The 25,627-nt window shown below is 47.5% G+C and carries 20 protein-coding genes and 1 pseudogene; 9 read left to right on the top strand and 12 right to left on the bottom strand.

The annotated features are described in order from the left end of the window. Positions 1-2 precede the first annotated feature (2 nt). From BST99_RS12940 to argH, 5 genes are read left to right on the top strand one after another with little or no spacing between them, the layout of a single operon-like run. On the top strand, positions 3-1,121 hold the full coding sequence (locus tag BST99_RS12940; protein ID WP_105002166.1) for an aspartate aminotransferase family protein: 1,119 nt from the start codon (positions 3-5) through the stop codon (positions 1,119-1,121). Continuing rightward, positions 1,118-2,062 carry a Rossmann-fold NAD(P)-binding domain-containing protein gene (locus tag BST99_RS12935; RefSeq protein WP_105002165.1) on the top strand — a complete coding sequence of 315 codons (945 nt, stop codon included), beginning with the start codon at positions 1,118-1,120 and terminating at the stop codon, positions 2,060-2,062. The genes BST99_RS12940 and BST99_RS12935 overlap by 4 nt, the downstream gene beginning before the upstream one ends. Next, entirely contained in the window at positions 2,059-2,856 is a 798-nt protein-coding gene (argB, locus tag BST99_RS12930; protein ID WP_105002164.1) for an acetylglutamate kinase, read from the top strand. The genes BST99_RS12935 and argB overlap by 4 nt, the downstream gene beginning before the upstream one ends. A gap of 7 nt (positions 2,857-2,863) precedes the next feature. Then, on the top strand, positions 2,864-3,928 hold the full coding sequence (locus tag BST99_RS12925; protein WP_105002163.1) for a M20/M25/M40 family metallo-hydrolase: 1,065 nt from the start codon (positions 2,864-2,866) through the stop codon (positions 3,926-3,928). Further along, complete coding sequence (gene argH, locus BST99_RS12920) at positions 3,925-5,211, top strand: argininosuccinate lyase (protein ID WP_105002162.1); 1,287 nt, start codon at positions 3,925-3,927, stop codon at positions 5,209-5,211. Before BST99_RS12925 ends, argH begins: the two co-directional genes overlap by 4 nt. A 7-nt stretch (positions 5,212-5,218) precedes the next feature. On the opposite strand, the gene BST99_RS12915 is transcribed toward argH, so the two are convergent. From BST99_RS12915 to BST99_RS12895, 5 genes are all read right to left on the bottom strand, one after another. Further along, the gene (locus tag BST99_RS12915) at positions 5,219-6,061 is read right to left on the bottom strand and encodes a pseudouridine synthase (RefSeq protein ID WP_105002161.1); all 843 of its coding nucleotides are present in this window, start codon (positions 6,059-6,061) and stop codon (positions 5,219-5,221) included. Next, entirely contained in the window at positions 6,061-7,038 is a 978-nt protein-coding gene (locus BST99_RS12910; RefSeq protein ID WP_105002160.1) for a carbon-nitrogen hydrolase family protein, read from the bottom strand. Before BST99_RS12910 ends, BST99_RS12915 begins: the two co-directional genes overlap by 1 nt. A gap of 30 nt (positions 7,039-7,068) precedes the next feature. Next, a complete protein-coding gene (locus BST99_RS12905) occupies positions 7,069-7,929 on the bottom strand; it encodes a geranylgeranylglycerol-phosphate geranylgeranyltransferase (RefSeq protein ID WP_245916269.1) in 861 nt (286 codons plus the stop codon). A 55-nt stretch (positions 7,930-7,984) separates the two neighbouring features. Further along, entirely contained in the window at positions 7,985-8,917 is a 933-nt protein-coding gene (locus BST99_RS12900; protein WP_105002159.1) for a mevalonate kinase family protein, read from the bottom strand. A gap of 64 nt (positions 8,918-8,981) precedes the next feature. Beyond that, positions 8,982-10,088, bottom strand: coding sequence for a diphosphomevalonate/mevalonate 3,5-bisphosphate decarboxylase family protein (locus BST99_RS12895; RefSeq protein ID WP_105002158.1), 1,107 nt, complete (start codon positions 10,086-10,088; stop codon positions 8,982-8,984). A gap of 80 nt (positions 10,089-10,168) precedes the next feature. Between BST99_RS12895 and BST99_RS12890 the strand changes: the two genes are divergently transcribed. The 3 genes from BST99_RS12890 to BST99_RS12880 are packed head-to-tail and all read left to right on the top strand — an operon-like array spanning position 10,169 to position 12,932. Next, the gene (locus tag BST99_RS12890; RefSeq protein ID WP_105002157.1) at positions 10,169-10,642 is read left to right on the top strand and encodes a TspO/MBR family protein; all 474 of its coding nucleotides are present in this window, start codon (positions 10,169-10,171) and stop codon (positions 10,640-10,642) included. 10 nt (positions 10,643-10,652) lie between these two features. Then, entirely contained in the window at positions 10,653-12,146 is a 1,494-nt protein-coding gene (gene glpK / locus BST99_RS12885; protein WP_105002156.1) for a glycerol kinase GlpK, read from the top strand. Between the two features lie 33 nt (positions 12,147-12,179). After that, positions 12,180-12,932: an MIP/aquaporin family protein gene (locus BST99_RS12880; protein ID WP_105002155.1), complete on the top strand. Its 753-nt coding sequence runs from the start codon at positions 12,180-12,182 to the stop codon at positions 12,930-12,932. On the opposite strand, the gene BST99_RS12875 is transcribed toward BST99_RS12880, so the two are convergent. The 7 genes and pseudogenes from BST99_RS12875 to BST99_RS12850 form a co-directional block, all read right to left on the bottom strand. After that, positions 12,929-14,065, bottom strand: a complete 1,137-nt coding sequence (locus BST99_RS12875; protein ID WP_394335628.1) for an aminoacetone oxidase family FAD-binding enzyme — start codon at positions 14,063-14,065, stop codon at positions 12,929-12,931. The two genes, BST99_RS12880 and BST99_RS12875, sit on opposite strands and share 4 nt — an antisense overlap. Beyond that, positions 14,041-14,199 carry an NAD(P)-binding protein gene (locus BST99_RS15145; protein ID WP_394335627.1) on the bottom strand — a complete coding sequence of 53 codons (159 nt, stop codon included), beginning with the start codon at positions 14,197-14,199 and terminating at the stop codon, positions 14,041-14,043. The genes BST99_RS12875 and BST99_RS15145 overlap by 25 nt, the downstream gene beginning before the upstream one ends. Beyond that, positions 14,196-14,939 carry a glycerophosphodiester phosphodiesterase gene (locus BST99_RS12870; RefSeq protein ID WP_105002154.1) on the bottom strand — a complete coding sequence of 248 codons (744 nt, stop codon included), beginning with the start codon at positions 14,937-14,939 and terminating at the stop codon, positions 14,196-14,198. The genes BST99_RS15145 and BST99_RS12870 overlap by 4 nt, the downstream gene beginning before the upstream one ends. A 12-nt stretch (positions 14,940-14,951) precedes the next feature. Next, positions 14,952-16,838 carry an alpha-amylase family protein gene (locus BST99_RS12865; RefSeq protein WP_105002153.1) on the bottom strand — a complete coding sequence of 629 codons (1,887 nt, stop codon included), beginning with the start codon at positions 16,836-16,838 and terminating at the stop codon, positions 14,952-14,954. A gap of 3 nt (positions 16,839-16,841) precedes the next feature. After that, complete coding sequence (locus tag BST99_RS12860) at positions 16,842-18,722, bottom strand: glycoside hydrolase family 13 protein (RefSeq protein ID WP_105002152.1); 1,881 nt, start codon at positions 18,720-18,722, stop codon at positions 16,842-16,844. Further along, positions 18,719-21,032 (bottom strand): annotated as a pseudogene (locus BST99_RS12855) (glycoside hydrolase family 65 protein). The gene BST99_RS12860 and the pseudogene BST99_RS12855 overlap by 4 nt, the downstream one beginning before the upstream one ends. A 43-nt stretch (positions 21,033-21,075) precedes the next feature. Continuing rightward, positions 21,076-22,095, bottom strand: a complete 1,020-nt coding sequence (locus tag BST99_RS12850; protein WP_105002530.1) for a LacI family DNA-binding transcriptional regulator — start codon at positions 22,093-22,095, stop codon at positions 21,076-21,078. A gap of 374 nt (positions 22,096-22,469) precedes the next feature. On the opposite strand from BST99_RS12850, the gene BST99_RS12845 reads away from it, so the two are divergent. Beyond that, positions 22,470-25,613: a SusC/RagA family TonB-linked outer membrane protein gene (locus tag BST99_RS12845; RefSeq protein ID WP_105002151.1), complete on the top strand. Its 3,144-nt coding sequence runs from the start codon at positions 22,470-22,472 to the stop codon at positions 25,611-25,613. Positions 25,614-25,627: the final 14 nt, after the last annotated feature.

The raw sequence follows: 25,627 nt of genomic DNA, 5'->3' as shown, positions 1-25,627 counted from the left end.
GCATGCCACTATTTGATGTATACTCCCGTTATTCCGTCACTCCTGTTCAAGCCAAAGGGCATCAGGTGGAAGACGCCGATGGAAAACAATACCTGGACTTCTATGGAGGTCATGCGGTTATTTCGATCGGTCACGGTCATCCCCATTTTCAAAAGCGCCTAAAGGAGCAGATTGATGCTTTGCCTTTTTACAGCAACGCCGTGCAGAATCCACTGCAACAAGAACTGGCGGCCCTGCTCGGTCGAATTTCCGGCCTTCCCGACTACCAACTGTTTTTGTGTAATTCCGGAGCAGAAGCCAATGAAAACGCCCTAAAACTGGCTTCTTTTAGAACAGGAAGGGCTAAAGTATTGGCCTTTACCAACAGCTTTCATGGACGAACTTCAGCAGCGGTTGCTGCCACGGATATGCCTAAAGCATTGGCGCCTCTAAACGCCCAACACCAGGTTGATTTTTTACCTTTCAACGCCACAGAAATTGTCGTGAAGGCCCTGGAATCTGAGCAATACTGTGCAGTGATCCTGGAATGCATACAAGGGGTCGGGGGTCTGGAAGAGCCCACAACGGCCTTTATACAAGCCATAGAAAAAGCGGCCCAAAAGTCGGGTACCTGGCTGATAACTGACGAAGTGCAATCCGGCTTTGGACGCAGCGGCGACTTCTTTGCTTTTCAAAAGCACGCCGTTACACCCGACGTCATCAGCATGGCCAAGGGCATGGGGAATGGATTTCCGGTTGGAGGAATTCTAGTGCATCCACAACACAAAGCCATTGCCGGAGAACTGGGAACCACCTTTGGAGGTAATCACCTGGCCTGTGCCGCAGTACTCGCGGTACTGGAAGTTCTGGAGTCCGAAGATCCGCTCTCCGCTATTCCAGAACTGGAGAACGCTTTTAAAAGCCATGCAGAAAAAGCCGGAATTCGGGTCAAAGGCCGAGGACTTATGCTCGGGTTGGAATTCGATCATCCGGTAGGCGAGATGCGAAAAAAACTTCTGGAAGCCGGGATCTTAACTGGTGGATCTAAAAATCCCAACCTCTTGCGCATCCTTCCGCCTTACACCTTGAACAAGACGGACTGGGAACCCCTTTTTAACGCCATCAATCACCTCAGCAAATGAAACACTATTTAAGCATTGACGATTTGAAGCAGCCTCATTCGGCTATTGAACAAGCTCTGCAACTGAAAACCAATCCACTTCAAAACAGTGGACTGGGTAAGGGCAAGACCCTCATTCTTCTATTTTTTAACAACAGTCTGAGAACCCGTCTCAGCACAGCCAAAGCGGCTCAAAATCTCGGATTAGATGTGTTGAGCCTCAATGTCGGTGCCGATAGTTGGCAGCTCGAGTTTACAGACGGCACCATTATGGATCAGGGAAAAGCTGAACACATTCGAGAAGCGGTGCCTGTGTTGTGCCAGTACGGTGATCTGATTGGTCTGCGCTCCTTTGGTGAATTGCAGTCCTTGGAAGAGGACCTAAGGGAACCGGTACTGGAAGCTTTTAAGGCTCTTTCGGACAAACCCCTTATCAATCTCGAAAGCGCATTTGCTCACCCCTTACAGGCCCTGGCCGATGCCATGACTTTGCAGGAAACTTTTGGATCCACCAAACCCAAAATCACCTTAAGCTGGGCTCCTCACCCAAGGCCTTTACCCCAAGCCGTACCCACTTCCTTTTTGCGCATGATGAAGACCCTGGGAGCCGATATACAGGTGTGTCATCCCCCCGGTTATGAATTGAATGCAGCCTTGACGGAGGGTATTGAAGTGCGGTCTGATCAAGCGGCTTGTTTGGCAGAATCCGATGTGGTTTACGCCAAAAGTTGGTGTTCCACGGAGCAGTACGGCCAGCACTTACCGATTGAAGAGTCCTGGACCATCAGCCTGGAAAAACTCAAGGAAGCCTATTTTATGCACTGCTTACCGGTAAGGCGTAATGTGGTGGTTCAAGATGCGGTATTGGATTCCAGTAAATCCCTGGTAATCGAACAAGCCAATAACCGAACCTATTCCGCCCAATGGGTACTTCAAGAGCTACTTAAATCAAAGGAGTTATGAAAAAACCCGTTCTAACAGTCGTTAAGGTGGGTGGGGCGGTCTTAGAAAAAGAAGACAGCCGCAAAGAACTCCTGCAAAAATTTGCCGCACTGTATGGCCCTAAGGTCCTGGTCCACGGAGGGGGGCGAGAGGCCTCCCGGCTCTCGGAGGAACTCGGTCATCCTGCCCAATTGATCGAAGGCAGAAGAATAACCGATGACTTTCAATTGAAGGTAGCCGTCATGGTCTATGCAGGGGCAGTCAATAAACAGGTGGTGGCCGAACTCCAGAGCTTGAAGTGCCAGGCGATCGGTCTGAGTGGTGCGGATGGAAACCTCATTCAGGCGGTCAAACGCCCCGTTGGGGATATCGACTACGGTTGGGTTGGCGATATCATAGGAGTAAACGCCACTCTCTTACAAGTACTCCTGCAAGGGGGTTATAGCCCGGTACTTTGCGCTCTCACGCATAATGGGGAAGGGAATCTCCTCAACACCAATGCCGACACCATTGCCAGCGAAGTGGCCGGATCCCTGCAAAAACACTTCTCTGTTCGGTTGTTGTACTGCTTTGAGCATGCTGGGGTTTTAGCTAAACTTTCTGAACCCGATTCCCTCTTTCCCGAACTTTGGGAAGCCGAATTGGATCAACTACTGCAGCAAAAAATCGTTCATGCCGGGATGAAACCCAAATTATATACGGGTTTTAAGGCCTGCCAGCAGGGTGTGGAAGAGGTCTGGATTGGCAACCAACAAATGCTCCAAAACGGGCCCATAAAAGGGACCCGATTACGAACCAAAAGTATACCTGAATAATCTTCTTATGAAAAGTCCACTTGAACTTCTGTGTCAGCTCATTGAAACGCCTTCTTTTTCTAAAGAAGAGCAGGCCACCGCAGCCCTTATTGAAGGATGGTTGCAAGAGCAGGGAGTGAAGACGCAGCGGCACCGCAACAACGTCTACGCCTTTAACGAAGATTACGACGAGAGCAAACCTCATCTTTTACTGTGTTCCCACCACGATACAGTCAAACCCAATAAGGCGTACACCCGTGATCCCTTTGCAGCCAGCATTGAGGAGGATCGCCTGTACGGCTTGGGCAGTAATGATGCCGGGGGTTGTTTGGTGGCTCTCTTGGCCACCTTTGTTCACTTCTATAAAATGAAAAACCTGCCTTACAACTTGGTACTGGCCGCTGTGGCAGAAGAAGAAAACGCCGGAGAGCAAGGGATTCGAGGACTTCTTCCTCTGCTTCCCCCACTGGATGTAGCCATCATTGGCGAGCCCACTCTACTGGACATGGCGGTAGCTGAAAAGGGACTGATCGTCTATGATGCGGTCGTTACTGGAACACCCTCACATGCCGCCCATCCCAACACAGACAATGCCCTGTACAACACCATTGAGGTTCTCGAATGGCTTAAAACATGCGAACTGCCCCTGGTTTCGGAGCAGTTGGGCCCAGTCAAAGTTACCGCCACCCAAATCCAAGCCGGGAAACAGCACAATGTGATCCCTGCTCAGGTGCAACTTGTCATCGACGTACGGGTAAATGACTGTTACCGCAATAGCGAGGTCGACCAGTGGATGCAGAACAATGCACCCTTTAGCCTGAAGGCCCGTTCCCTCAGACTGGAGAGTTCTTCGATCCCTATCGATCATCCTCTAATTATTAGTGGAAAGGAGTTAGGCTTGGGGTCGTATGGTTCGCCTACCCTTTCGGATCAGGCTGCCTTGAGCTGTCCGTCCCTCAAATTTGGCCCTGGTGACAGTACCCGATCTCATTCGGCCGATGAATTCATTCACGTTTCTGAATTCCATGCCGGTATTCAGGCTTATACCGACCTACTCACCCAATTTTTTAACCGTATAAATACAACCCCATGAAACTTTGGAACAAACAAGCCCTGCAAAGCATTGACCAAAAAATTGAACGATTTACGGTAGGCCAGGACCGCTACTGGGACATGTACCTCTTTCCTTACGACATTCAGGCTTCCAAGGCTCATGCCCAAATGTTGGGAGAAGTGAGGTTGATCTCTGGGGAAGAATCGCAGCTCCTTCAAAAAGGCTTGGATCAATTACTGGCGGAATACGAAGAAGGCACGCTGGTTATTGAAGAATCCTTTGAAGACATGCATTCAAAAATCGAATTCGAATTGACCGAGCGACTGGGCGAGACCGGTAAAAAGATTCATACCGCACGCTCGCGAAATGACCAGGTGCTGGTTGCCCTGCAGCTCTATCAAAAAGAGAGCCTCCTGGAAATTAAATCCAAAGTGCTGCAGTTATTTCAGTGTCTTCTGGAGCTGTCTGAGCAACACGCCCAAAGCCTTTTGCCTGGTTACACCCATATGCAAGTGGCCATGCCTTCTTCCTTTGGCTTGTGGTTTTCGGCCTACGCCGAATTGCTTATTGATGACACTACTATGATCAATGCCGCTTTGGACATTACCGATCAGAATCCCTTGGGCAGTGCCGCTGGTTATGGCAGTAGTTTCCCTATCGATCGAATGCGAACGACGGAACTTTTGGGCTTTAGCACCCTCAAATACAACGTGGTGGCTGCCCAACTGGGTCGAGGCCGTGTCGAGCGATCCACCGCAACGGCCTTGTCTCAACTCGGCAGCACCTGGGCCAAACTCTGTCAGGACATCTGCCTGTACCTGAGTCAGGATTTGGACTTTATTTCTTTTCCGGAAAGTCTAACGACGGGTAGTAGCATCATGCCCCACAAAAAGAATCCGGATGTCTTTGAACTTCTGAGGGCCAAAGGCAATAGTTTGCAACAACTTCCGCTCCTCCTTGGGAGCATTACCCAAAACCTCTCGAGTGGATACCACCGGGATTTGCAGCTGCTCAAAGGACCCTTAATCCAAGGTCTGTTAGAGAGCCGGGAATGCCTGGATATTTTGCTCTATGCCCTGCCCCAGATTCAAGTGAAAGAAGATCTTCTAAAGGCCGAAAAATACCGCTTTATCTTCAGTGTGGACACCCTGAATGAGTTGGTAAAGAACGGCGTTTCTTTTCGGGAAGCCTACCAGCAGATGGGGCAATCCATCGCCGAAGGTCGCTACCAGCCCAAAAACGGTATCGACCACCAACATCTGGGAAGCCTGGGTCAATTGGCCCTGGAAGAAATCCGCTTAAAAATGAAAGAAAAGCAATAGGTGCTTTCTAAGAGATCATCTTGAGGTTGTTGATCTCTTGCTCGCTTAAGGGGCGCCAGTGTCCGCGGGGCAAATCTTTTTTGGTGAGGCCGGCAAAGACGACGCGGTCGAGGCGAACGACTTCGTATCCCAAGGATTCAAATATGCGGCGCACAATCCGGTTACGTCCACTGTGCAGTTCTATTCCGACTTCGCGCTTTGGACTGTCAGCGATATAGCTCACCTGATCGACCTCGATCGGACCATCTTCCAATTCAAGGCCTTTTTGAATCTTGATCAGGTCTTCTTTTTTTAAGGCCTTGTCCAGGTGTACGTGGTAAACCTTGCGCACCCCGTGTTTTGGATGGGTGAGGGTTTTGGCCATATCCCCGTCATTGGTGAATAAGAGTAAGCCGGTGGTGTTGCGATCCAAACGCCCGACGGGGTATAATCGGCTTTTGGAGGCATTACCCACTAGATCCATCACGGTCTTGCGGCCGCGCTCATCCCGGGTAGTGGTAATGAAGTTTTTGGGCTTGTTCAGCAAGATGTATTCTTTCTTCTCGCGAACAATGCGTTTTCCGTCAAAGCGCACTTCGTCTCCAGGCTTGACCTGGAATCCCATCTCCGTAATGACCTTGCCATTGACCATCACACTACCGGCCAAAATAAAGGTGTCGGCTTCGCGTCGGGAACAGATCCCCGCATTGGCGATGAACTTATTCAGCCGAACCGTATCCTTTTTGTCCTTGGCTGGTTTCCCCTTGGCAGGGCCAGTGGATTTTTTGGGAGCTCTAAAGTCCTTCTTGGGAGGACGTCCTCCTTTTTTCTGTGGGGGTTTGGAGTTCCTGTTCTTTTTTGGCGCGGGCATCACTTGAAATTTGGCGGCAAAGGTAGGCTTTTATCTGCCAGGGTGGACTGTCGCTCGTAATTCACATAAAGACGGGTGACATCTGGCCGGGAATAATGGCCTACAGGATCAAAATTCATGCGCTCCTGATAGATACGGTCCAAATCCAATTCGTGGTAAATCAGGGTCTCCTCCTCGAGAACAGGTTCCACTTCCCATTCCCCGTCAGGGCCTGCGATACAACTCCCTCCATTGGCCAGGCAATCTGGCATCTCAGCTATAAATTCAGCATGATGTGGTGTATCGGATGGGATTTGATCTTTCCGTAAAACCGCCGAAACCGACAAGACATAGCTGCGGGACTCACGGGCGATAAAGCGAGTGATGTCCTTGGTGTTGTGCAGTCCTCCTGGCCAGACGGCAATGTGTACGTTTTCTCCTTGGCCATAGAGACTCGCTCTGGGCAAGGGCATCCAATTCTCCCAGCAGTTCAATCCACCCACTCGAAAGCCTTTTAGCGGATGAACTCGAAGACCATTCCCGTCTCCGGGTGACCAGGTCAATCGCTCGTCATAAGTGGGTTGTAATTTGCGGTGGACCGAACCGATTTCGCCCTCCTGATTGATGTACACCAGGCTGCAGTATAAACTGTGTCCTCCCCGTTGCAAAGGACGCTCCATGATTCCCAAGTAAAGAGCAAGCTTTAACTGCTTGCATTTTTCTTGGACGGGTTTTAGGTCCCCTTCTTCAATGCAAACCCCGTTCTTTACATAGTGCCCATGTATTTCTTTATTGACCGGTAAATCCCAGGCGGCACCTTCGGTATAAGCCAACCAAAACGGATAACCAGGCCAATAGCCCTCGCCAAAAACCAAGAGGTCCGTCCCTGCCTGAGCAGCGATTTCCATCTGTTCCAAAATTCGGTCACGGGTAGCGAGTTTATCGAGCCAAACGGGAGCGTGTTGGGCCAAGGCCACTTTCATTGTCGTTTTTTCCATGATGTTTTAGAAAGGCTTCTCTTTCTTCCCTTACAAAATACGGTTTAATACCAAGTGTACGTCAATCAACAAAATCCCAAAGACCCCGGAAACGATAATGAATTTTAGGATGTTGTGTAGCCATACAAAATGGCCCTTGTTCTCGGCCCTGTTCAAGAGGTAAACGCTGCCCAGGAGTAAAGCGATACAGGGATAGAAGTAAAGGTACATATGGCCTATTTCGTAACTCGAAATCAAGAAAGCTGCCGGTAATATGGCCAGAAGGAGTAAACAGCCAATAATGGCTTTAGAAAGACGAGTGCCATAGAGTACAGGCAAAGTGCGGTAATTCAAGGCCACATCGCCTGCTATATTCTCGAGATCCTTGATCAGTTCTCGAGCAAGAATAACAAAGAACAGAAAGCCCGCATGAAAAAAGATAACCGTTTCGACATTCTTGTAATACACGAAGACCACAAAGAAGGGGGCAATGGCCAACAAGGCCGAAATAAGGTTCCCCAAAAAAGGAATCCTTTTGAGTTTATGGGAATATAACCAGATACCAAAAATATAACTCGAAAAGAAAAGAACGGCCTTAAAAGAGATCGCACTCGCTGCAAAGACCGTAGAAAAATTCAGAATAAAATAGGTGGTCAACTTAAATCGCTGAGATACCAGGCGATCCAGCATACTCTTGGTAGGTTTATTGATCAAATCCTTTTCTGCATCGTAGAAGTTGTTGATGATGTAGCCTCCGGCTATGACTAGGGCCGAACAAAAAACAATGATAAAAAGTTGGGGATCCAGTAAAACGGAACGCAAAGGAACATCAGGCGAAAGAATGTAAATCGAGGCGAGGTATTGTGCGAGGACAACCATCAGGATGTTGTAACCTCTTACGACCGAAAACAAGCTCAAGAGCTTATACAGGGTGAGTCTATATTTCCTGGAAAGTGCCAAGGGTCGTCTAGAATGTGTAGACGACTTCCAATTGGTGCCCCTCAAGGGCTTTCTTGGCCTTATCTAAATCTTCTGTAAAGCCTAAAATATAACCTCCACCGCCGGAACCACAAAGTTTAAGGTAGTAATCATTACTTTCTATACCCTGCTTCCACAACTGGTGAAACCCGGCTGGGATCATGGGTTTGAAGTGATGTAAAACAACGTCAGATAAGCGCTTGACATCTCCAAAGAGGGCTTTAATATCACCGCTAAGGAAGTGATCTACACAGGCATCGGTGTATTTAACAAACTGGTTTTTAACCACATTTCTAAAGCCTTCCTGTTTCATATTTTCCATGAAAATCTGAACCATCGGTGCGGTCTCTCCTGTAATACCACTATCGAGCAAAAAGACGGCTCCCTTGCCATTCTGATTTTGGGATGGCAGACTGGTAGACTCAATATGATTTTGGGAATTGATTAAAATGGGTAAACTCAAATATGAGTTAAGTGGGTCCAAACCAGAAGATTTCCCGTGGAAAAAAGACTCCATCTTCCCAAAAATGGTCTTGAGGTGAAGTAGTTTTTCACGAGTCAAATTCTCAAGGACGGTAATTTTATCGGTCGCGTACTTATCGTAGATGGCTGCCACCAGAGCCCCACTACTCCCGATTCCATACCCCTGTGGGATGGAACTGTCAAAATACATTCCGGCATCCAGATCCGCGTCTAAACTAGCGTGATCAAAAGAATAGCCCTCTTCTTTCTCCAGGGCACGTAAATGGCTCGCCAACTTGCGCAGTTCTCCATTGGATTTGCGTGCTACCTGATCCGGGTTGTCAGAGGTCTTCAGAGCTCCCTTGAAAAAGTTGTAGGGAATGGAAAGGCCTTTGCTGTCCTTGATGATCCCGTATTCTCCGAAAAGAAGAATTTTGGAGTAAAATAGAGGTCCTTTCATTTTTGTTTAACTGTAACTAATATAAATATAAACAAATAATCAACTCTGCCCAAGTGTCTTAGCACTAAAAAAAGTCGCTAACTGCTTCCCCTTCAAGGGGTTTAGCACCTTTTCCTACAGAATCACGAATATACTGCTGGTTTTCACAATACGCAACGAGTTTTTCATCAATGAACAGTTCCACGGCTTCTTTGTTGGATTCGGGGTACAAGAGGTGAACATTGGCCCCCGCATCCAGGGTAAATCCCAAGGGAATTTGGGTCTCTTTTCGAAAAGCCCAAACCTCTTGTAAAACCGCAACAGTTCCCGGCAACATCAACAGGTAGGGCGTTGCAGAACTCATCATCATCGCATGCAGACTCAAAGCCTCCAATTCGATGAGGGAGATAAAGGCTTCCAAATCTCCACTTTTCAGAATTTCTCGAATATCGCCCATGTGCTTGCGGGCTTGTTCAAAACGGGAGGTCGCGAACGAATGCCCATGCATCAAACTATGTCCTGCTGTACTGCTGACACCCTTCTTCCCTTGATGGATCAAAAGAATACAATCGCAGTAATTCTCAAAAATCGGATGTAGATCGGTATTAACTTGAGCAGCAAATAAATCTGAACTTCCTGGCCAGTTTTGATCGGCGCCCCATTGCATGAGTGGGCCCGAAATACTTCGTGCTGCACTCCCAGAACCCAAACGGGCCAAAAAAGACGCTTTTTGCAAAAAGGCCTGATCAGACATGGATGGGTCGGCTTGTCTTTCAACACTGACCATATTGAGTGCCATGGCAGCCATGGCACTTGCGGAAGAAGCGATCCCGCTGCTGTGTGGAAAACTGTTGCTGCTCGAAATGGACCATCGGTAGTCTTTCAGAAAGGGTAAATAAGGAAACGCACGTTCAAAAAACTGCCGAATCTTGGGTTCAAAATCCAGTTTTGCCTGGCCTTCAAAGGTAAACTGCAAATCAAAATCCGGCCCGGCTTCCTTCTTTTCAAAAGCAAAAGCTGTTTTGGTGGTCGCCTGACTGAGCGTAAAACTCACCGATGGGTTGGCAGGCAATTGCAGTCCGTGTTTTCCCCAATACTTAACCAAGGCAATATTACTGGGGGCTTCCCAAGCCACTAGTCCTTTTTCTGGCAAGGCCAGAGAGTTGGTCGTTCTAAAATCAGCTTCGGTCATGGATTTGTTCCCTTTTTTAAGAAAAGGCAAAGATAGGACAAGTCTTGGCTCGTAAATAATTCCTAAATTCAGAGCTGTTCATGAATAAAAAACTACAACGAATTCTTATTTCAGTACTGATTTGTGTTGGAGTTGGTTCCCTTTCAGGCATCGCTACACAATCATCTGTGGACACCTGGTACGTTCAATTGAATAAACCGATTTTCAACCCTCCAAATGAAGTCTTTGGACCGGTTTGGACCCTCTTGTACACCCTTATGGGGATCGCTGTAGGGCTGGTTTGGGACAGGGGCTTTCATCACCTTTGGGTGAAGACGGCACTCTACCATTTCGGTTTTCAGCTCTTGTTGAATGCACTGTGGTCGATCGTCTTTTTTGGACTTCGCAATCCAGGAGCAGCCTTATTGGTCATCATCGTACTGGCGATTATGATTGGTTTGACGATACGCTGGTTTCGGGTGGTTTACACGCCCTCAGCCTGGCTGCTGCTGCCCTACTTGCTTTGGGTTCTTTTTGCTACGGTATTGAATTATGAAATTTGGAGATTAAATTAATCCTCTGACTATGTCAAGCTACATCCTCGCCCTGGACCAAGGTACCACCAGTTGCCGCGCCTTAATCTTTGATAAAAACGGAAAAATTCTCGCTTCAGCTCAAGAAGAGTTCCCGCAGTATTTTCCTGAAGTGGGTTGGGTGGAACACGACCCCCTGGAAATCTGGACTACCCAGGAGCGTATGGCTAGAAAAGCCGTTCAAGACGCCGGGCTCACCGCCGATCAGATCGCCGCCATCGGGATCACCAACCAACGCGAAACGGTCGTGGTCTGGGACAAAAGTACCGGAGAACCCGTTTATCCCGCCATCGTTTGGCAGGATCGCCGGACAGCGGACTTCTGTGACCAACTCAAAGCAGAGGGTAAGGCGGGACTGATTCAGCAAAAAACAGGACTGGTCATTGACGCCTACTTTTCGGCGACCAAAGTCAAGTGGATCCTCGATAACGTCCCTGGCGCTCGAGAAAAAGCGATGGCTGGGGATCTCTACATGGGAACCATCGATAGCTGGCTCATCTGGAAGATGACCGGGGGTCAAAAACACATCACCGATGTCACTAATGCATCAAGGACCTTGTTGTACAACCTGACCGATCTAGGCTGGGATGCCGATATGCTCACCTTGTTTGATATTCCGTCCAAAATGCTGCCTCAAGTTTGTGATTCCAGTGAAGTATATGGCCATACCCAAGCAGATTTTTTAGGTGCTGCTGTACCGATTGCCGGAATTGCTGGAGATCAACAAGCCGCTTTATTCGGTCAGATGTGCACCCAAGAAGGCTGGGTTAAAAACACCTACGGAACCGGATGTTTTATGCTGATGAACATCGGAGACAAGCCTATACTTTCAAAAAACAACCTGCTCACCACCATTGGGTGGAAAATTGGGGACGAAGTCTCTTATGCCTTGGAGGGCAGTATATTCATGGCTGGAGCCATCGTTCAGTGGTTGAGGGACCAACTGGAGTTTTTTGGAGACGCCCAAGAAATCGAAGGGCTCGCCTCTTCCGTTGAGTCTTCGGACGGCGTGGTCTTGGTTCCCGCCTTTGTAGGCCTTGGGGCGCCGCATTGGAACCAGCAGGCCAAAGGTCAAATCCTCGGGCTCAACCGGGGAAGTCACAAAGGCCATATTGCTCGGGCGGCCTTAGAAGCGATCGCCTTGCAAACCCGCGATATCCTCAGCGCTATGGAGGCTGATTCGGGCGTAAAAATCAAAGAACTGCGTGTGGATGGGGGAGCTAGTGTGAACAACCTCCTGATGCAAATTCAAGCCGATGTACTCGGGGTGTCTGTGGTCAGACCAAAAATGGTCGAAACGACCGTTAGTGGCGCTGCCTTTTTGGCTGGGTTGGCCGTAGGTTATTGGAGCAATACAGAAGAAATCGAGCGTATTTGGGAGAAGGACCAAACCTTTGAAGCCAATCCAGATCGCTCTTCCATGGAGCAATTACTCGCTCAGTGGGATCGGGCCATTGAAACGGTTCTATTTTGGAGTAAAGCCTAAAACATTCATTTTTGCAATCAAAACCAAACTGATATGACTGCCTTTACCGCTGAAATTCTCGGAACGTTTTTGCTCATCCTACTAGGGTGTGGAGTTAATGCCAATGTTTTGCTCGAAAAGACCAAGGGTAACCGGGGTCAAGGAGATGGATGGATGGTCATCACCACCGGTTGGGCCATGGCGGTCTATATCGGAGTGGTTGTGGCCGGCCCCTACAGTGGAGCTCACCTGAATCCGGCCGTTACTTTAGGTCTGGCCTTTGCCGGAGAGTTTTCACTCTACGATGTACCCACCTATGTAGGGGCTCAATTTATTGGAGCCATGCTGGGTGCCTTTTTGGTTTGGCTGCTTTACAGAGATCATTACAACGCCACCAAAGACGCGGGCTTAGTGAGAGGAAGTTTCTGTACAGATCCCGCTGTACCAAATACCCTCAGTAATCTATTCAGCGAAGCTATTGGAACCTTCGTTTTGGTCTTTGTTGTACTCTACTTTTCGGATGCCAAAATCGTGGATTCAAACGCACTGATTGGATTGGGTTCAGTAGGCGCAATCCCTGTAGCCTTTTTGGTTTGGGCTATCGGATTGAGCTTGGGCGGTACAACCGGTTATGCCATTAATCCGGCCCGTGATCTAGGCCCTCGGATTATCCACGCTATCGTACCCATCAAAGGAAAGACGCATAGCAATTGGGGCTATTCCTGGATACCCGTTGTTGGACCTGCTCTTGGCGGACTACTCGCTGCTGGTCTAAATCACTATCTGGAAGGAAACCTTCCGTTTTAGGCGTCGACATTCGACTTTTCGGCAATGCTCAGGGCTGCTAAGTAGGCGCCCGTCCAGGCATTTTGAAAATTAAACCCTCCGGTGATTGCATCGATATTCAGCACCTCGCCGGCAAAGTAGAGTCCGGGCCATTTCTTGGATTCGAAACGCTTAAAATCGATTTCCTTTAAATCCACCCCACCCGCGGTGACGAACTCCTCCTTGAAGGTATTCTTGCCGTTGACCTGAAAAGTGGTCGTCTGTAGTTGCTCAATCAATCGATCCACCTGCTTGCCGTTTAAATCGACCCACCGGTGTTCAGGAACAATTCCTGCTTCCTTACAAAGCCGTTGCCAAAGACGTTTGGTCAGTCCGCTCAATGGTGTTCCGTGAAGTTGTTTTTTAGGCTGCTCAGACTTTCTTTTCTCGATCTCATTTTGCAGGTCATCACGGCCTAGTTGAGGCAGCCAATTCACTTCAAACTGGAATTGATAATTCAGTAGATACAGTGGCAAGGCTCCCCAGGCAGATAAGCGTAAAACAGCAGGACCGCTCACGCCTTTGTGGGTAATCAGTAAAGGCCCTGAAGCCTCTAAAACCTTAGGGAAGCGATTGGGTATTTCGACCGCAGTACGTTGCCGCAACACCACACTTAACGACACTTCCTGACTAATCCCGGCGAGACCTTCCAAAAGGGCGTCTTTGATTCTAAAAGTGAAGAGGGAAGGAACCGGATCCACTAGCTTCAAATTCATTTGCGAAAGCAAGTCCCAAATTTTGGGATTGCTGCCTGTGGCGACCAGAACATACCGGGATGAGAAGGCCACTTCTTTGGTTTGGACCCTCCACAACTCTTCCTTCTCATTCCATTGAAATTGCTGTACAGAATGGCCCTTTAAAACTTCAGTAAAGGGGCCCGAAGCTGCCGAAACCAAGCAGTCAATTATCGTTTGGGATTGATCAGAAACAGGAAAAATACGACCGTCTTCTTCTGTTTTAAGCTGTACTCCCCTTCTTTCAAAAAATTCCAGTGTCTGAAGGGGGCCGTAGTGATAAAAGGGGCCTACCAATTCGCGTTGCCCTCTGGGATAATTAGTGCTTAGTTCAGGAACCTCAAAAGCAGCATGGGTTACATTACAGCGTCCCCCCCAGATACCTTGACTTTGGTGAGCACTTCTTTTCCTCTCTCCAAAATAAGGATTCGCGCTTTTGGTGATTGTTCGCGAAGGATGGCTGCCGCATAAAATCCGGCCGCCCCCCCTCCTATGACCACTAAGTCGTGGATCACTGGGCTCTGTCCGGGTAGTTAGTAAAAATACCGTCAACTTGCCATTCTTTCATCCGGGCAATGTCTTTTGGTTCGTTTACCGTGTAGGTGTAGACCATAAATCCAGCTTCCTGAATGGCTTGCACCTGTTCTCGGGTCAGGTTTTTGAACCAAGGATTAATGGCAATAGCCTTTAGCTCCTTAGCCACATCCAAGGCTTCCAAGGGGTCTTCTTCTGTCAAGACTGCGATGGCGATATCGGGATCCAATCTTCGCATTTCTCTTAGGGCATCCCAGTGAAAACTACTGATGACGATATTTTCTTTTGACCAGCCTTGGCGCTCAATATAGTTCTTGACAATGCTCTGAACTCTTGGAGCGGTATTCTTTCCTTTGAGTTCAATATTCAAAGGAACCTTGTTGTCAATCAACTTCATCACATCCTGGAGCATAGGAATTTCATGACCGCCTTTGAGTTGCAATTGCCTTAGCTCAAAGATGTTGTAATCTTCTATTCTACCGCTTCCATTGGTCAGAGCGTCGAGTTCCTCATCATGAAAGACCACAACCTCTTTACTCTTGATTTCAAACACATCAATTTCGATCATGTCGACTCCCATATCCATCGCTTTTTGAATAGAAGGAAGGGAATTCTCGGTCACATAGCCCATGGCTCCGCGGTGGCCGATTACTTTAAAGTCTCTTTTTTGACAGGAGGTAAACATCATCATGACTAAAACCAATCCAAGGTATTTTTTCATTGTTGTGGAGTATTAAGGTCTTAAAAGTTTAAAAATACGAGATTCCAGGGGTTGCAATTCTATCCTAAACTCTCCGGCTCCCCCTGCAGGTACTAAGAGTTCACTTTTTACTGATCCGTACAGCTGTTCTTCCAAGGAGTATTTGCCTGGAGAAAGCTTCCACTTGCGGAGTAATTCCTGTGGCACTTTGAGATCGAGCTGATAGGACTTCTTTTCGTCAAAGTTGGTCACCACCAGTAATTCCTCCCCCGTGGACCAGCGGGCATAGGTTAAAATTCGGTGGTCGTATTTGGCGTTTAACTCTTTGTTGAAGAAATGCAGGTCTTGGTATTCACCCATCAAAGCAGGACTATTGATCGTAAAGTTCAAGAGTCGCTTGTAAAAATCGCGCAGGGACTTTTCTTCTGCACTCAGCTGCCCCCCGTCAAAGGCCCCTTCATTCATCCATCGTTGGTGATGGGGCACTCCGATATAATCAAAGATAGACGTGCGTGTCGGGCTTCCAAATCCAGCCTGTTCCTTTCCGGGCTCCCCCACTTCTTGACCAAAATAGATCATGGTCGGCGAGGTGCTAATCGTCGCCGAGACCACCATCGCCGGTTTGGCCAGTTCCGCTTTACCTGCAAAATCAGGACTGGCAATGCGCTGCTCGTCGTGATTCTCCAGGAAGTGAAGCATGTGGTGTTCGATATCTTTTAGACCCTTTTGAACTACCGGGATATGATCCGTCCAGCCATAGCCCTTCACAATGTGTTTGATGCTGTCGTACAACTCTACCTTGTCGTAGAGATAATCCATCTTTCCTTTGCGGATATAAGCCCGGTAGAGATCTGGATTGTACACCTCAGCCAATAAAAAGGCATCAGGATTTTTTAGCTTGATGGCGGAATTCATATAACTCCAAAACTCCACTGGCACCATTTCGGCCATATCAAAACGGAAGCCATCGACGCCCATGTCCAACCAGTATTCCGCAATATCCCGGAACTTGTCCCAGGAATTGGGCAGCTCTTTATCGGCCCAAAAATCAGCATGGGCTTGGTACCCTTTGTATTCATAACCTTCCGGCAAATCCGGAAAGTCTCTTGTTCCATCAGGACGAACACCGTAGTTCACTTTCACCGTTTCGTACCAATCGTTCATCCCTGGCTGAACGGAACGGGCCCCATTCCCCGTCCATTTTGCAGGAACCTCCTTAAATCGGGAATCTGACAGGGGATTCTTCTCACCGCCTAAGGGCTGGTAACCGCCCTCCCAATTCGGCACTGCAAAAGCAGAACCCGGTATGTAGTAGAAATTATTGTCTTTGTGGTATTCCATATGGGTACGGTCCTGCGCACCAAAATCCTCTACCCCATTGGGGTTTGTTTTGCCTTCATAATTTCGGGCCACATGGTTAGGAACAATATCGATGAGCACTTTCATTCCAGCCGCATGAGTGCGGTCGATCAAGGCCTTAAATTCTTCCAGCCGTTTTGCAGGATCATCAGCCAAATCAGGGTTGACATTGTAGTAATCCTTTACCGCATAAGGAGAACCAGCTCTGCCCTTCACTACATCTGGATCGTCATTGCTAATGCCGTAGGCGGTGTAATCCTGGATCAGCGCATGGTGAGGAACCCCGGTATACCAGATATAAGTAACCCCCAAGTCTTTGATTTCGGCCAAGGCCTTTTCGTTAAAATCAGAAAACTTTCCCACTCCATTTTGTTCTGCGGTACCCCAGGGCACATTGGCTGTTTTGGTATTTCCGAACAAACGGGTGAAGACTTGATAAACCACTTCTTTTCGGGCTTCCGGTGTGCGCATAGGCTCTTGTTTTACATCCTCTTTTTGATCCTTTCCTGACTGACAAGACGCAAGGAATACGCCTATCAGAAGTAGCAGAGTACGCCGCATGACTTAGCTTTTGAAATGCAATATAGTCGCTGATTTTGGAGACAGCAAGAGGCGATCACCAAACTCCCCTTGTGTTTGCCCTATAACGTCGAGGTAAGATCTACCTTGCAACTTCATTTCATCAAAACGGTCCAGGGAAATTTCGGTGGGGGTTTCATTCTTGTTCAAAATCAACAGGACCACTTCATCCTGGTAATGACGGAACAAAACATAAGTTCCTTTTTCTGGAGCAAAATGAGTTGTACCTCCCTTGTGAATCACGGGGGCATTCTTCCTGAACTGCAAAAGTCTTTTGAGGTAGTCCTGTGTTTTCCGTTGTTCTTGTGTCAGACCCTTTCCTTCAATAGCACTGATCGCGTCTCCTTGCCATCCTCCAGGAAAATCCGTCCGTATCAATCCGTGATCACCTGGTTTTGCCGAATTCTGCATCAGGATTTCTGTGCCGTAATAGAGCTGGGGTATGCGCGGACTGATCAACAAAAAAGCCAAGGCCATACGAACCAAATCGGGATCTTCTTTTAGTTGAGTCGCGATACGGTCCATATCATGGTTATCCGAAAAAAGCATGAGCGCTTTGGGATTGGGATAATAGAAATCATTGGCTAAGCCCTCGTACAACTTGATCAAGCCTCGGTCCCATCTTTCTTCTTCTACCAAGGCCTCAGTCAAGGCTTTTTGCATCGGAAAGTCCATTGTAGACGGAAGATTTGAGTGGTATCCATCTGCATTCTTCGCACCCTCTTGCCAATAACCCACCAAAAGGGGGTTGTAACTCCATTCCTCTCCAACAATAGAAAAGTCGGGATACTCCTGAAGAATTCGGCCAGCCCATACCGACATAAACTCCTTGTCGGGATACGGATAGGTGTCTTGACGGATACCTCCCAATTGAAGGGTCTCAATCCACCAAATACTGTTTTGAATGAGGTATTCGGCCAGTAAAGGGTTTTCCTGATTGAGATCGGGCATTGCCTCTACAAACCATCCTTTGGTCATGCCTTGGCGATCGGCTTGAGAAGCATAGGGATCCTGGTGAGTCGTACGTCGGTGATTCGAATTGGACAAGGGAAGACCGGCTTCAAACCGATCCTGTTGATTGACCCAGTCCTCAAAAGGCAGATCCTTCATCCACCAATGATGACGTCCACAGTGGTTGGCCACCTGGTCCATGATCAGTTTGATCCCTCGTTCTTGGCAGGCTTCTGCCAATTCTACATAATCCTTTAATTCTCCAAATCGGGGATCTACTTTGTAATAATCCGTAATCGCATAACCGTGATACGATTGCTCCGGCATATTATTCTCGAGTAAGGGAGACGACCAGAGCGCCGTAAAACCCATTTGCTCTAGATAGGGCAATGCCTGGATAATTCCTGCAATATCACCGCCGTGGCGTGCGTAATCATCTTGGCGATTCACCCCTTGTTCCAGCATCCCTGCAACCCGATCATTGCCTGGATTGGCATTGACAAAACGGTCAGGGGTGATCAGGTAAAGTACATCCGAAGAATCAAAGCCCTCAATTTTAGTCGCCTCAGTTTTACGGGTTTTGAGCTCATATTTCCATTTGCGTTTCCGCTTGCCCGGGGCTTTGAGTTCAAAGACGAGTTCTCCGGCTTCGGTATCCGGGCCGATGAAAAGATCTACAAAGAGATAATTCAGGCTCTTGGCCCGATGGACCTCAAGAATCTTTACCGTGGGGTGTTCAAGACGCAGTTCATAACGACCAAGGTCTTTACCGTGCAGCAAAAGTTGAACTTTCTTCTGCTGGAAGCCCACCCACCAATAGGGTGGTTCCGCCTTATCGATTTGAGCAAAAGCCCCCTGAAACAGTAGGCCACATAGCACAACAAGTAGAACTCCGTGTCGTGCCCTGCCGATCATACTCCCTGTTTTGCGTTTGTTTCGACTCCAGGTTGAAGAACCAGGCGCTCTCCATTAACCCGAATAGACATTTCTTCCGCTCCTTCCAGATAGAAGCTGCAACCCTGATGCGAAACCGAAACCCGAATCACCCGGCCGCGGAAATTCAACTTAAAGGAATAGGACGTCCATTCTTGTGGGATCTGGGGCTCAAAGTGAAGTTTGTCTTCCAGTAATCGCATGCCTCCGAATCCTTCGACTATACTCAGCCAGGTCCCGGCCATGGACGTGATGTGCAAACCCTCTTCCACTTCCTTGTTGTAATCGTCCAAATCTAAACGCGACGTTCTCAGGTAAAAGGCATAGGCCTGCTCCATTCGACCGAGTTTAGCTGCCTGAATACTGTGGACACAAGGAGAAAGGGAAGATTCATGAACGGTAAAGGGCTCGTAAAAATCAAAATGCTTCTCCAGCTGCTCTTTCGAAAAATGATCTTCAAAGAAGTAGAAACCCTGCAGCACGTCCGCTTGCTTGATATAAGGGCTGCGAAGAATACGGTCCCAGCTCCACTTCTGATTGATCGGCCGCTGATCCGATGGAAGATCACTCACCCTGATCATTTCTTTATCCAAAAAGCCGTCTTGCTGCAGGAACACTTCCTGCTTTTCTGAATAGGGGAAATACATTTCGCTCGCGATCTCATCCCATTTCAACAGTTCCTGTTCATTGAGGCGGGTTACCCCTGAAATTCGGGTATAGTCTTCCGGATAACCTTCTTTGACTTTACCAACTTGCTCTCTGGCATATTTGAGGCACCACTGCGCGAGGTAGTTGGTGTACCAATTGTTGTTGATGTTGTTTTCGTATTCATTCGGACCTGTCACCCCGAGCATGACATACTTCTGACGGTACTCCGAAAAATGAACGTTGTGCCCAGAACCGAGCAATCCCGATAAGCACTTCAAGACCCATCTCTGGCATATAGGTGTAATCTCCGGTATACCGAATGTAGTTGAAGATGGCGAAGGCAATAGCTCCGTTGCGATGGATCTCCTCAAAGGTGATTTCCCATTCGTTATGGCATTCTTCCCCATTCATGGTCACCATGGGGTAAAGCGCAGCCCCATTTTTGAAACCGAGCTTTTGCGCATTCTCGATAGCCCGGTCCAGTTGATCGTAGCGGTATTTCAAGAGATTCCGTGCGACCTGCTGGTTTTTGGTCACCATATAAAAAGGCAAACAGTAGGCTTCGGTATCCCAGTAGGTACTACCTCCGTATTTTTCGCCCGTAAATCCTTTTGGTCCAATATTCAAGCCCGAGTCCTTACCGGAATAGGTTTGGTTTAATTGAAAAATATTGAAACGGATACCCTGTTGGGCTTTGGTATCACCATCGATAACAATATCGCTCATGTCCCAGACAGACGCCCAATGCTTTTTCTGCATTTCTAGGAGGGCCTCGTATCCCTTATCCTGGGTTTCATTCAAGGCAGCGTCAGCGGCCTTTTGCAATCCATCCACCGGATGATTTCGGCTAACGGTGTATCCTCCGAATTTATCAAGTACTAATCGCTGACCTGCGTTTGCTGTTGTTTCAAAAACAAAGGCGGCCTTTTCCTCCTCGGTTTCTTCCCCTTTTCGAGTGATAGGGGTTCCATCCAGCTTTAGCTCCGCCTGCATATAGGTACAGACATGGAATTCGGTCTTCAGGGTATGGGAACCTATATAAGCCCTATTCTCGTTTACCTCAACTGAGTCCGTATGCCAAAAGTCATCATCCCAGTTGCTGTCTTTGTTCTTGATCCCACTGTCCAGGTAGGGCATGGCCTTCACCTCTGCTCCTTCTTCCGGAAGGTAAACCTCGTAGCGTATCGCTCCAATTTCTTCCAGTTCCAGACTTAAAAAACGGGTGGCCTTCACCTCGATCTTTTTTCCGTTGGCCAGTTGGGCTTTAAAGGTTCGACTGTACCAGCCTTCCTGCATGTTTAATTCACGTCGAAAATCGGTGACTTCAGAACACTGCGCTAAATCCAACTCCTCTCCGTCAAACCACCAGCGAATTCCAATCCAATTGGGTGCATTAAGAACCTTGGCAAAGTATTCCGGGTAACCGTTCTTCCACCATCCCACTTTGGTTTTGTCCGGGTAGTACACCCCACCGATGTAGCTTCCTTGAAAGGTCTCCCCGCTATAGTTTTCTTCAAAATTTGCACGCTGCCCCATGGCACCGTTCCCGAGGCTAAATAAACTCTCAGAGGACTGAACCCGCTCCGGATTAAAACCCTCTTCTACGATGGACCAAGGGTCCGCGATGATGTAGTCTTGATTCATGTTTGTGGTAAGCTGATGTTCGGGCGTAAATCGCTTGGCAAACTTAATTAATTGTCGAGTCACGTTCGATGAGAGTGGGCTCTAAAATTTTGGTCACAAAAGACTCGGAGTCCGTCAGGCCTTCTACTTTTTCGATAAGCATTTTGGCAGCCTCCCGGCCCATTTCCTCTCCGTGCTGTCTGATAGCGCTCAAGCTGGGATTTGCATACTGAGACAGAAGTCCGTCGGTAAAGCCAATCACCGAAATGTCATTTGGAACTTTACGACCCTGATCTCGAATAAGTCTCATGGCGGTTATACCGAAAATTTCATTGACTGATAGCACAGCATCAGGTCGGGCATTTTTCAGGAAATCTGCTATTCTTTGTTCGTCCACTTCCATGGAGGGTAATTTGAGCACCAATTCATCTTGGTACTCAACGCCAAACTCGGCCAGCGCTTTTTCGTACCCCAGGTTGCGCTTATAACTCACGCTCAAGTAATCTTCTGTGGTGATCAGCCCTACACGCTTTCTTCCGCTAGAAAGCAGTCTCTTCACCGCTTTATAAGCACCCATCTGATCATCGATGACAACCTTATCACAAGCAATTTGGTCTGTGACCCGATCAAAGAGTACAAGGGGGATTCCCTGTTCGACGACCTGTTGTAAATGTTCGTAGTCGTTTTTGCGCTGTGTGCCTGAAGAAAGCGACATGATAAAACCATCAATGCTTCCGTTTGCTAGCATTTCCATATTAATGACTTCCTTGTCAAAGGATTCATCGGACAGGCAGACAATGACATTGTATTCCTTTTGATTGGCGTACTGCTCTATACCTCGAATGACAGTGGTAAAGAAATGGTGGACAATATCGGGAATGACCACACCGATGTTTTTGGTGCGCTTGTTCTTGAGGCTAATCGCGATATTATTGGGCTTGTAATTGTATAAGCGGGCAAAGGCCTGGATCTTTTCTTTGGTATCCCGACTAATTTCCTCGCTGTTCTTCAAGGCTTTAGAAACGGTCGAAATCGACACGTTTAGTTCCTTGGCAATGTGCTTTAAGGTGATCTTCTGTTTCAAAGCCAAATATTTGATTGATTAGAGCGGGAACTACTACAAAAGCACTACACGCTAAACTCAAATCTACGGATTTCCGAGGGCTTCAGATGACGTTATTTTAACACTTAGTTCACGCAACCCACGATAAAACCTTAAATTTTCGCTAACAAAAAAAACTATATTTGTAGGTGAGCAAGGCAATATTTTAGGATAAATTGCTTTATTTGCAGATGTCGTAATAATTTGAGTGTAGAATTACCAAAACTCCAAGTTTTTAGATTTATTAACACGAAACCGTTTTCGTTAAACGTTTTAACAGGGTAATGGTTCTTTAACACTTTTTTTATATATGTTTAAAACTTGAATTGAATTAACTAAACTTAAAATTACTTTTTATGAAGATTACGTTACTAAAAAGTCTGTTTGCGCTGGGGGCATTTCTGTGCTTTTCGGCTGTGAGTGCACAGACGGTGTCAGGAACGGTATCTGATGCCAATGGTCCTTTGCCGGGAGCAAGTGTCCTGGTAAAAGGTACCTCTAACGGAACGCAGACCGATTTTGATGGTAATTACACCCTCAACAATGTCGGAAGCGATGCCGTTTTGGTATTCAGTTACATCGGTTATGCAACACAAGAGGTTGCAGCTGGCGGAAGATCTACAATTGATGTTACCCTTCAAGAAGATGCTACTCAGCTCGGGGAGGTTGTAATCATTGGTTATGGTTCGACTACTGTAAAGGATGCGACAGGTTCTGTTAGCGCGGTTACCGCAGAGGACTTCAACACTGGGGTAATTGCTTCTCCAGAACAGTTGATCCAAGGTAAAACTGCTGGTGTACAGATCACCCAAACAAGTGGTGAACCTGGAGCTGGAGTTGAATTGAGAATTCGTGGTACGAACTCTGTACGTTCGAACAACAACCCGCTTTTCGTCGTTGATGGGGTGCCATTAAGTGGTGGTGCTACAGCTTCAACTGCCGGAGTAGGTTTTGGTAGTAGCGCTCCTCGTAACCCACTGAACTTCTTGAACCCAGGCGATATCGAAAGTATCTCTATCTTGAAAGATGCTTCTGCTACTGCTATTTACGGTTCTCGTGGTGCGAATGGTGTTGTAATCATTACAACGAAAACGGGACGTGCTGCAACAGGAGGTGTTTTTGAGTTTAGCTCTAACGTGAGTGTTGCTGAGCCAGCAAAAGAATACGATCTGTTGAACAGAACACAATTCCTAGACGCTCTTGGTCTTGCTCGTATCAACCAAGGCAACAACAACCTGGCTGCTGCTCAGGATTTTGGCAACGATACGGATTGGCAGGATTTTGCTACTCGTCGTGCTGCTTCTACCAACAATAACTTGTCTTACTCTCACACCTACGGAAAGGGTAACGTACGAGCTACTTTTGGTTACGGAAAGCAATTTGGTGTGATCGAGAAATCATCTCTTGAAAGAATAACCGGACGTGTGAATGCTACTCACCGTTTCCTAGACGATAAGTTAACTGTTAACTTGAATGCCACTATCTCTCAAGTTAACGACGAAGCTCCACCACTTTCTGGGTCTGCTGGTTTCCGTGGGGATTTATTGGGTGCTGCTTACTCTGCAAACCCAACTTGGCCAACTAACCCTGACTTCGATTCAGGAGGACAAATTAGCCCCGCTAATATGTTGGCTTATACTCAGAATGAGACAACAACAAACCGTTTACTCGTAAACGGATCTTTGAACTACAAGATCAACGATGAGCTTTCTGCTAAGTTGAACTTGGGTTATGATCAATCTGAAGCAGATGCTTACGGTGTTGGTAGTTCTTTGGCTCGTAACCTAGATGGTAACATCTTCGGTAACGGTCGTGGAAACTACAACCAATTGTCTATCGCTAACCGTTTGATGGAATTGACATTGAACTACCAGAAAGACTTTGGTAACTCTCGTATCGATGCAGTTGTTGGTTACTCTTTCCAAGATTTCCAAACAAGTGGTCGTAACGCTTCTGCCTTTGGTTTCAACTCTACGGATTTGAACATGATGCAACAAGACATTTTTGATGCCGTTGTTGCTACTGAAGCTAACATCGATGGTACTTACCAACAGTACGGTTGGGATGGTCGCTCCGGTGACGTATTTGTAAACAGACTATCTAGCCCAATGGGTGGAGGACCTGTTACTGACGTTGCTGTTAAGCCTGCTGCCAATGTTCGCGCATTGTTTGCAGATCGTTTCAACAACACGGATGAGCTTCAATCATTCTTTGCTCGTGTGAACTACACGATCGCTGACAAATACATCCTTACGGGTACAATTCGTGCGGATGGTTCTTCTCGTTTTGGTGGTAACAACCAATACGGTTACTTCCCATCTGGTGCTTTTGCATGGCAGTTGCACGAGGAAGATTTCATCGGAGATGCTTTCTCAACACTTAAGCTACGTTTAGGTGCTGGTATCGTGGGTAACCAAGAAGGGCTAGGTTACGGTGGATTCATCCGTCGTGAACGTTACGCTGGAGCTGGAATCGACGATGGTGGAAACGTCAACGCTCCTGGTCTTGTTCCTGTAACATTTGCTAACCCAGATTTGAAGTGGGAGCAAACAACTGACTTCAACATCGGTCTTGACTTTGGATTCATGAACGACCGTTTGAGCGGTACGATCAATGTTTACCGTAAGGAAACGACTGATATCTTGTTAAACATTGAGGCGGCTCAGCCATCTCCTCAACCACGATTCTTCCAAAACCTAGATGCTACTGTATTGAACCAGGGTATTGAATTTAACTTGGATTACGGAATTGTACAGACGGAGGATTTCACTTGGGATGCTGCATTCAACATTGCATACAACGAGAATGAATTGCAAGACTTTGGAGGTCTTATTCCTTCAGGTACAATTCGTGGACAGGGTCTTTCTTTGGCCTTTGCTCAGATCCTTGCTGGTGGTCAACCACTATTCTCTTACTTCTTGCGTGATTTCCAAGGGTTCGACGGAAACGGACAGCCAATTGGTGATAACCAAACTTTCGTTGGAGAAGATGCTCTTCCAGACATCAACGCTGGTTTCTCTACTAACATCCGTTACAAAAACTGGGATTTCGCGGCTTACTTGACTGGACAGTTCGGATTCTCTATCTACAACAACACTGCTAACGCCTTCTTTACTGCTGGTGCTATTGCTAACGCAAGAAACGTTACTAGAGATGTTGTTCCTGAGCTATTCGGCCCAACGTCTGGAAACCTGGAAGGAGCTAATGCTGCTGCTGAAGTTTCTACTCGTTTCTTGGAAAAAGGTGATTTTATTCGTCTACAGAACGCAACCATCGGGTACACTTGGCCTCTATCAGGTGAAGGAGCTCTTAAGAGCCTTCGTCTATCTGTAACTGGACAAAACCTTTTCGTGATCACGGACTACTCTGGACTTGATCCCGAAATCAGCGTTCAGCCAGGTGGTGGAGACCTTCTAAACGGAATCCCAACTGCAGGTATCGATTACACTGGTTTCCCACGACCACGTACTATTACATTTGGTCTTAACGCAACCTTTTAATTAAAAAATTGAAC

Origin of the sequence: Aureicoccus marinus (genome assembly GCF_002954325.1) — a bacterium.
In the GTDB taxonomy this organism is placed as follows: domain Bacteria; phylum Bacteroidota; class Bacteroidia; order Flavobacteriales; family Flavobacteriaceae; genus Aureicoccus; species Aureicoccus marinus.
The sequence above is the reverse complement of the archived record's forward strand: the minus strand, read 5'-3'. Positions and strand labels throughout refer to the sequence as shown.